Below are 946 nucleotides of genomic sequence, written 5' to 3'. Positions count from 1 at the left end.
GTCGTCGAACGGTGCTGTGTCGCAGTCTGTTTGACCGTCAGGAGGTGTGGCGGGGTCGGATGGTGTGGCGGGGCAGTCGGTGCTGCCGCAGTGGCAGGTGAGGTAGGCGCCGGGGAGGCCTTGGATGTCGGCGAGGGCGGCGACGCGGCGTCGACCGGGGGTGCGTGGGTCATCAGAACAGAGTCGCTCGGTGATGAGTGCAGAGATTCTCTCCGCGAGATGCACGCCTTGTTCGGCGGGTAGGCAGCCGTCGAGGGTGACGTGTCCGTGTGTGTCGGGGCGGATGTGGATGTTCTGGTTGCGGTCGGCGAAGTCGCGACGGGCGTGGGCGGCCGCGTCCGGATCGAGGGCGATGACCAGTTCGGTGAGTTGATCGCGCAGGGTGGAGTCGGCTGAGGTGCGTCGGGTGAGTTCGAGCGCGAGGGGTTCGGCCTGTGCTCGCAGGGACGGGTCGAGTATCGACAGTTGGTCGGCGACGATTTCGATGCGGGATAACCGGATGTGGCCGTCGAGGAAGGCGAGGGTGGTGTGGGGGAGGTCGGTGAGGTGGGCGCCGAGGATGGCGTAGCGGCGCGCGAGTGATCGGGAGATGCCGAGTTGTAGTGAGATTTCGGCGATGGCGGCTTTGTCGACGGCGTGGTGGGTGTGGGGTCGGGTGGCGGTGACGATGAGCATGTCGTCGGCGATGGATTGGCCGATGCGGTAGGCCAACAGGGCGGTGCGTGCTTCGGCTTGGCGTGCCAGGCGTTGGGTGGTGCGGGCGACGTCGTTGAGCTCGACACCGGAGAGGTGGCCGATCGTGTCGAGGTCGGCGGCGGTGAACGACAGCGGCGAATGCGGGAACGGTGACGTCGGGACAGGGCCGCTGGTGTCATCGATGATGTCGGTCATGGCCACCCCCCTTTTTTTGCCGCGTGTCGGTGATCGCTTGTGTGTTCGATCTGAC

1 protein-coding gene is annotated in these 946 nt (G+C 66.4%); it reads right to left on the bottom strand.

The annotated features are described in order from the left end of the window. Window positions 1-891: DUF222 domain-containing protein (locus A5766_RS13410; RefSeq protein ID WP_064905028.1), on the bottom strand; the 891-nt coding region annotated here is incomplete at its 3' end. Between the last annotated feature and the right edge of the window lie 55 nt (window positions 892-946).

This window comes from Gordonia sp. 852002-51296_SCH5728562-b (genome assembly GCF_001665475.1).
In the GTDB taxonomy this organism is placed as follows: domain Bacteria; phylum Actinomycetota; class Actinomycetes; order Mycobacteriales; family Mycobacteriaceae; genus Gordonia; species Gordonia sputi.
Note: the sequence above shows the minus strand (reverse complement) of the source record. Positions and strands in the feature narration are given on the sequence as shown.